Raw genomic sequence first — 7,143 nt, forward strand, 5'->3', positions numbered from 1 at the left:
GCGGACCCGGGCGCAGATCACCAGGCCGCGTCGGCGAGATCCGTTCCGGGGAGCGTTCCAGCGCCCTCGGCGTAGAGGCGGCCGTCGCCACCGGTGATCAGGAGCTTGCCCCCGCCGCCGGTGTCCAGGCCGGTGATCAGGCCCTTCAGCCGCTGCTTCCAGACGACCCTGGCCGGCGCGCCGGTGGCCGTCGAGTACGCCTGGACGGACGCGACGGAGCGCTGGACGACGCCCGCGGCGGCGGTCTTCCCGTCGCGGCTGAGGACCGCGCTGGTCGTGCCCTTGGGCAGGACGGTGACGGGCTTGCTGGCCTTGAGGTCGCCCCCGGCGCCGCCGGTGTCCAGCGTGCGGAGTTCGTGGCGGACCTCGGTGTACTTGCCGCCCGCGCGCCGGACGGGGTTCCACACGAACGCGAGCGTGTCGCCGGCCCAGGAGAGGCTGCTGACGCGTGCGGAGTAGCCGGTCGTCCACGTCTTGCGGGCGCCGGTGCGGGCGGACACGACGTCGATACGGGCGCGGGCGCCCTTGTAGGTGACGTAGGCGATGCGGTCCCCGTCGGCGGACACGGCCAGGTCCGACCATGGCGCGGAGGCGCCGGGGATCGTCGCGGCGGGGATCTCGCTGAGGGACTCGGGGCGCCCGTCGGCGGCGAGCTTGAGCCGCTGGAACGTGACCTTCCCGGCGCCGGAGGACGCGACGACGTAGGAGTCGCCGTCGCCCGCGACATGGTGGAACCGGCGCCCGTCGGGGACGGCGACGGGCAGGCCGAGGGCGGCGCCGGTGCGGGCGTCGCGGACGGTCAGCGCGGTGCCCGCGCGGGTGACGCCGACGACGGCCCGCGGGCCCGCCGGCGTGGTGTCGGCAGCGGCGGCCTCCGCGTCGTGCCTCTTGTTCGCCTCGCGCTGGTGCCGGTGGACCAGGTCGACGCTGCCGCCGGCGAAGAGCGCCGCGGCCGCGGCGACGCTGACCGGCAGGGCGGTCCGCCATACCTCCCGGAACCGGATACCGCTACCGCCCTTGTCGTTCCCGCCGTCCATGGGGTCGGTCCGCACCGCCTCTCCACTGCTCGGCATCTGATATATCGCGCGGCATCGGCCCGGATGGGCGGAGTTACCACTTCGAGTCCGAGCCCGGTGCCGCGAGGCGCAACGACCCTAGTGGATCGCCGCGCCCGACCGTAATGTCAGCCCAGGGCCGAACGGGCCGCCTCCACGAGCGAGGCGCGGTACGAGCCGCCGAACAGCGCCACATGGACGAGCAGCGGGTGCAGCTGGTGCAGCGGGACGCGGTCGCGCCAGCCGGGCGCGAGCGGCGCCTCCCGGTCGTAGGCGGCGAGGATCCGGTCCAGGTGCGGCGTCCCGAACAGCGCCATCATCGCCAGGTCCGTCTCGCGGTGGCCGCCGTGGGCCGCCGGGTCGATCAGCATCGCCCGGCCGCCCGTCCACTGGACGTTCCCGGACCACAGGTCGCCGTGGATGCGGCTCGGCGGCTCCGGCGGCCCGGCGAGGTCCTCGACGGCGGCCATGACCCGTTCGACGAGCCGGACGTCGTCCGGGGACAGGTGGCGCTCGGCGCGGCGCAGGAACGGTTCGAGGCGGCGCTCGGCGTACCAGCGGGGCCAGCCGCGGTCGTCGAGGGTGTTGTCGAGGGGAAGGTCGGCGATGAACCCGTCCCAAGGCGCACCGTAGGCGTCCGGACGGGCGCGGGTGTGCAGGGCGGCCAGCTCGCGCCCGAACCGTTCGGCGGCCTCCCGGGTGGGCGACGCGGACGGCAGCCACGGCAGGACGAGCATGTGGTCGTCCGCCGCGAGGACGTCCGGGACGGGCGCGTCCGGCCCCGCCTCGCCCAGCCAGCGCAGCCCGGCCGCCTCCGCCGCGAACACCCCCGCCTGGTCGGGCGCGGCCTTCACGAACACCTCGCGGCCGTCGTCGAGGGACGCGCGGTGCAGCGTCCACGCGTGGCTGGAGCCGAGTCCGCTCACCGCCCCGACCGGGCTGCCGAGCAGCCGCGCGACGCGTTCCCGCAGATCGGCCGGGCCGGGCATGTCAGGCGGCCTTCAGGCCGGCCCGGATCTCGTCCAGCAGGCCCGGGATCGCCGCCTCCACCTGCTCCAGCACCAGGTCGAAGTCGGCGCGGCCGCCGTAGTAGGGGTCGGGGACGTCCAGGTCGGCGCCCGCCTCCGGGTCGAACTCGCGCAGCAGCCGGATCCGCGCCCGCGCCTCGTCGTCCGGCGCCATCGACCGCAGCGCCCGCCGGTGCCCCTCGTCCAGCGCCAGGATCAGGTCGTAGCGGTCGAACCAGCCGTCCTCGAACTGGCGGGCGATGTGCGCCGACCGGTACCCGGCCCGGGCCAGGGCCGCGATCGTCCGCTCGTCGGCGCCGTCGCCCACATGCCAGCCGCCGGTGCCGGAACTGTCGACCTCGACGTCCAGGCCCTCGGCCTCGACATGGTGGCGCAGGATCGCCTCCGCCATCGGCGAGCGGCAGATGTTCCCTGTGCAGACGAAAGTGACTCGGTACGGCATCCGTCCATCATGCCCCAGGTCACCGCACCCGGCTCACGGCGGCGGCGGGCGCGGGCGCGGGAACGAACGAGCGCGGCCCCCGGCCGGGAGGGTCCCGGGGGCCGCGTGCCGGGAGAGGGCCTACCGCTGGACGGCGTGGAGCGCGTCCACGATGCCGTTGCCGAAGAACCCGTTCTGCTCCTTGGTCCCCTCACAGGTCTGCGTGGAGGTGTGCTTCACCCACTTGCCGCCGGTCTGCGTGTACCAGACGTACTCGACGGTGCCCGGGCTCGGGCACGCCTTGGGCGTGGCGCTGCCGCGCAGCTTCCACTCCACGAAGTCCGGGTCGAGGGTGAGGCCGCCCTGGCGGTCGCGGTGCCCGTACTTGCTGATGATGAGCGCGGCGACGCCCACCGCGTGCGGCGACGCCATCGACGTGCCCTGCAGCGACTGGTAGTAGGCGCACGTCTTGCCCTTGCAGCTGCGGATCACGTACGACACCTTCGGGGTGCCGTCCGCGTTCAGCTCGCCGCGCTCCTTGGCGAGGCGCTCGGGGTAGGCGGCCCAGATGCCGCCGCGGTCGTCCGGCCGCTGGGCGGCGTTGTCGACCTTGTCGCCGCCGGGCGCGGCCACCGCGACGTACCCGTTGCCGAAGCTGCTGTAGTACGACTTGCGGGTGCTCGGCCCGGTCGCCGAGATCGCGATGACGTGCTTCCCCTCGGACGGCATCGACTGGCAGCTCGCCGGGATCGTCCGCTCGTACGGCTTCTCGCCCGGGTAGGACGGGAAGTCCGGGCTCGTGTCGTCGATGTTGGTCTTGGTGTAGTCGACGAAGTCGTTGCCCGCCGCGGAGATCAGCGTGACGCCGTGCCGGTGCGCGAAGTCGAGCGCCCGCTGCGTCGCCTGGATGATGGTGCGCTGCTCGAGCTGGTCCTCGGGCTTGTCCGCCGGGTTGTCGGCGCAGTTCCACAGCCACGGGTCGATGTAATAGGACATGTTGACGACGTCGATGCCGTGCTTCGCCGCGTAGGTGAGCCCGTCGACGGTCGGCTGCAGGTAGAACTGCCCCGAGTCCTGCCCGACGCGCAGGTTCACCAGGGTCACGTTCGGCGCGACGCCCGCCGTCCCGAGGCCGTTCCGCGGGGAGGCGATCTCGGACGCGACGTGCGTTCCGTGGTCGTTGTCGTCCCAGTCGACGGGGTCGACGCAGGACGTGAACTCGCACGGGCCGTCGAGCACGTTGCCGTCGGCGTCGGTGGGGATGTCGTGCGTGAAGTTCCGGCTGAGCTTGCGGTCGAAGTTCGGCTTGATGTCGGGGTGGTTCCCGTCCACGCCGGTGTCGAGGATGCCGACGAGGACCTTCTTCGAGCCGGGCTCGGCCTTGTACGACCCGTCCGCCGTCGCGTGGATCTGCTTCATGTCCCACTGCAGGTCGGCGAGGGGTTCGGTGTCCTTGGACGGCTTGCCCTTCACCGCCACCGGGCCCTGCGCGCCGACGGTCTTCTCGACCTTCGCGGCGGCCTTCTTCTCCTTCGGGGCCTCGCCGATGACCCGGTTGTGCGCGGCGCCGTCGAGGGCGCCCTGCCTCATCACCGCCTGGACGAACGCCGGGTTCGCGGACCGGACGGTGGCGACGCCCACATCGGTGTTCTCCTGGACGATCGAACCGCCGGCCGCCTTCACCGCGTCGTGGGCCTTGCCGAGGGAGACGCCGTCCTTGTAGAGGACGACGTACTCCGACGCCTCGCCTTTCGCCCGCGGCTCGGCCGGTGCCGCGGACGCTGGAATCGCGAGCGCCGCCGTGGTGACGACGGCGCAGGCGGCGGAAATCAAGGCTCGCCGCAAAGCAGACCTCCTGGCCATGGGGGGAGCTCGCCCTTGTTCGGCGTGCTATGGCCAGCAGACGGTACGGGTGCGTCTGTTGAGAGACGCGCTCAGATTTGTAACAAAAGAGGAGGATTTATGTTAATCCAAGACGAGTCGTCGAATAACGGTGCTCATCCGGCACCCGGACGGAGCTCGGCCGGAGTACGCGGAAACGCGGCGCGGGCGCTCAGCCGGTGCGGAGCGCGAGCGTGAGCGCCTCGAACGCCAGCTGCGGGTTGACGTTGGCCGCGACCCGCTCGCGGCACTCCATGATCGCGTCCAGGCGGCGCAGGGTGTCCTCCGGGCGGCCCGCCGACGCCGCCGTCCGCAGCTCCGGGCCCAGCTCGATGTTGACCAGGTCGCTGCCCGCGCCGAGCTGGAGCGCCAGCACGTCCCGGTAGTAGGACGCGAGGTCCAGCAGCGTCCGGTCCAGCGCGTCGCGCATCACCCGCGTCGCCCGCGACTTCTGCCGCCCTTCGAGCTCCTTCAGGGCGCCCGCCGTCCCGCGCGGCATCCGCCCCTTCTCGCTCTCCCCCAGCGCCTTGCGCAGCGCGGACGTCTCCGTCTCGTTCAGCTCGACCGTCTGCGCGTCCCGCTCGGCCTCCGCCGCCTTCACCAGGACCTCCGCCGCCGCGACGGCCGGGCTCACCCCGGTCAGCCGGCGCGGGATCGCCACCACCCCGTCGCGGACCCGGCGCATCCGCGGGTCGCTCGCGAGCAGCCGCGCCCGGCTGATGTGCCCCTGCGCGGCCCGCGCGACGATCTCCGCGGTCTCCCGGTCGACGCCGTCGCGCTGGACGAGCATGTCCGCGACCGCCGCGATCGGCGGCGTCTGCAGCGTCACCTGCCGGCACCGCGACCTGATCGTCACGAGCAGGTCCTCCGCCGACGGGGTGCACAGCAGCCACACCGTCCGCGCCGGCGGCTCCTCGATCGCCTTCAGCAGCGCGTTCGCCGCGCCCTCGGTGGCCCGGTCGGCGTCCTCGAACAGCACGATCTGCCAGCCGCCGCCGCTCGGCGACGACGACGCCCGCAGCACCAGCGCGCGAGCGTCCTTGATCCCGAACGACAGCCCCTGCGGGCGGACGACCTCGACGTCCGCGTGCGTCCCCTGCAGGACCTGGTGGCAGGACGCGCAGTGCCCGCACCCGCGCGGCGTCTCGGTGCACTGCAGCGCCGCCGCGAACGCCCGCGCGGCGGTCACCCGCCCGGACCCGGGCGGCCCGGTGAACAGCCAGGCGTGCGCCATGCCGCCGCCGGTCCCCGCGGCCGCCGAGGACAGCTGCTCGACGACCGGCGCCTGCCCCACCAGGTCATCCCACACGCTCATGCAACAAGGCTAAGGGCTGCGCGCCCTCCGCCGGGACGCGTCGCCCATGCCGGCGGCGCCGCCGGGCCTCCGGACGCGGCGCGGGCCGTGGAGGCGCCGCTAGACGTCGGTGATGGCCGGGAAGGTGCTCGTCGCGTCCTCGGTGCCGGCCGGGATCGGGTCCGGGAGGATCTCGCGGATGCGGTACTGGATCTCGCGGCTCAGCTCGGCCTGCGGGCGGCTCGCGTCCAGCACCAGGTACCGGTCGGGGTCGGCCTCGGCGAGCGCGCGGAAGCCGGCCTGGACGCGCTCGTGGAACTCCTGCGGCTCGGACTCGATACGGTCGGCGGGGGCCGACAGCCGGCGCAGCCCGTCCGCCGGCGGGACCTCCAGCAGGACGGTCAGGTCGGGCAGCAGGCCGCCCGTCGCCCACGCGTTGACGCGGGCGATGTCGTCGACCGGCTGCCGCCGCCCGTACCCCTGGTAGGCCAGCGACGAGTCCAGGTAGCGGTCGCTCACCACGATCGCGCCGCGCTCCAGCGCCGGCCGGATCACGTTCGCGACGTGGTCGGCGCGGTCCGCCGCGTACAGCAGGGTCTCGGCGCGGTCGGACAGCCCGGTGGTGTCCCGGTCCAGCAGCATCGCGCGCAGCCGCATGCCGATCTTGGTGGCGCCCGGCTCGTGCGTGGTGATCACGTCGTAGCCGTGGTCGCGCAGCCAGATCGCGGCGAGCCGCGCCTGGGTGGTCTTGCCGGCGCCCTCGCCGCCCTCGAACGCGATGAACACGCCGTGCTCGCGGCGGACCGGCTCCGGCTCCGCGACCTGCGACGGCGGGACGTACACCTCGCCGCGCAGCGCGGCCCGCAGGTCCGCGACGAGCGGGATGCCGCGCCGGTCGTCCAGCCTCCGGTAGGCGACGGCCCCGGCGACCAGCGCGAGGACGGCGGCGATCAGCAGCGCGGCCATCGAGCCGTCGAGGTCGTAGCCGTCGCCGACGTCGATCCGGTGCGAGCCGAGCGCGCCCGCGACCGCCGGGACGGCCGCGACCGTGACCAGCACGACGACGAGCGCGATCGACCGCAGGAACGCGCGCGGCCGGTCGGCCCCGGACTCGTCGCCGGGCCCGCGGACGGCCGCGGACGCGGTGGACCAGGCGGCCCCGGCGGCGACGCCGAGGAACGCCGTCACGAACGCCACGACGACGAGGTTCCGCACGAGCGCGGCCACGACCAGCAGCAGCGCGGCGGCGATCACCGCGAGGCCGAGGAGCCGGCGGCGGCTGAACGGGCCGAGGACGCGCGGGCCGAGGAACAGGCCGGACGCCAGCCCGGCGGCCAGCCCGGTGAGGACGGCGCCGTAGCCCGCGTCCCCGCCGCCCAGCTCGCCCGCGTGCACCCGCGCGACGGCGGCGACCGCGCTCGCGGCGAGCGCCGCGCCGCCGATCGCCAGGCCGAGGCCGCGGCC

The 7,143-nt window shown here is 74.3% G+C and carries 6 protein-coding genes; all 6 read right to left on the reverse strand.

Annotated features, from left to right (window positions below; all coding sequences use genetic code 11):
* Window positions 1-17: 17 nt before the first annotated feature.
* Window positions 18-1,052: a TolB-like translocation protein gene (locus ABZ914_RS16020; RefSeq protein ID WP_500193652.1), complete on the reverse strand. Its 1,035-nt coding sequence runs from the start codon at window positions 1,050-1,052 to the stop codon at window positions 18-20.
* 131 nt (window positions 1,053-1,183) lie between these two features.
* Complete coding sequence (locus ABZ914_RS16025) at window positions 1,184-2,044, reverse strand: fructosamine kinase family protein (RefSeq protein ID WP_500193653.1); 861 nt, start codon at window positions 2,042-2,044, stop codon at window positions 1,184-1,186.
* 1 nt (window position 2,045) lies between these two features.
* Window positions 2,046-2,525 (reverse strand): low molecular weight protein-tyrosine-phosphatase, encoded by a 480-nt coding sequence (locus ABZ914_RS16030; protein ID WP_500193654.1) that lies wholly within the window; start codon window positions 2,523-2,525, stop codon window positions 2,046-2,048.
* A 120-nt stretch (window positions 2,526-2,645) separates the two neighbouring features.
* Window positions 2,646-4,349 carry a S8 family peptidase gene (locus tag ABZ914_RS16035; protein ID WP_500193655.1) on the reverse strand — a complete coding sequence of 568 codons (1,704 nt, stop codon included), beginning with the start codon at window positions 4,347-4,349 and terminating at the stop codon, window positions 2,646-2,648.
* A 208-nt stretch (window positions 4,350-4,557) separates the two neighbouring features.
* The gene (locus ABZ914_RS16040) at window positions 4,558-5,700 is read right to left on the reverse strand and encodes a DNA polymerase III subunit delta' (protein ID WP_190860632.1); all 1,143 of its coding nucleotides are present in this window, start codon (window positions 5,698-5,700) and stop codon (window positions 4,558-4,560) included.
* Between the two features lie 99 nt (window positions 5,701-5,799).
* Window positions 5,800-7,143, reverse strand: a 1,344-nt coding sequence (gene tmk / locus ABZ914_RS16045; RefSeq protein WP_500193656.1) for a dTMP kinase, incomplete at its 5' end; no start/stop codon positions are given.

Source organism: Spirillospora sp. NPDC046719, from assembly GCF_040645715.1.
Taxonomy (GTDB): Bacteria; Actinomycetota; Actinomycetes; order Streptosporangiales; family Streptosporangiaceae; genus Spirillospora.

Bases quoted from the DNA above. Each gene is read 5' to 3' on its own strand.
- ABZ914_RS16025 (WP_500193653.1), bottom strand. From the start codon at position 2,044: ATGCCCGGCCCGGCCGATCTGCGGGAACGCGTCGCGCGGCTGCTCGGC.
- ABZ914_RS16030 (WP_500193654.1), bottom strand. From the start codon at position 2,525: ATGCCGTACCGAGTCACTTTCGTCTGCACAGGGAACATCTGCCGCTCG.
- ABZ914_RS16040 (WP_190860632.1), bottom strand. From the start codon at position 5,700: ATGAGCGTGTGGGATGACCTGGTGGGGCAGGCGCCGGTCGTCGAGCAG.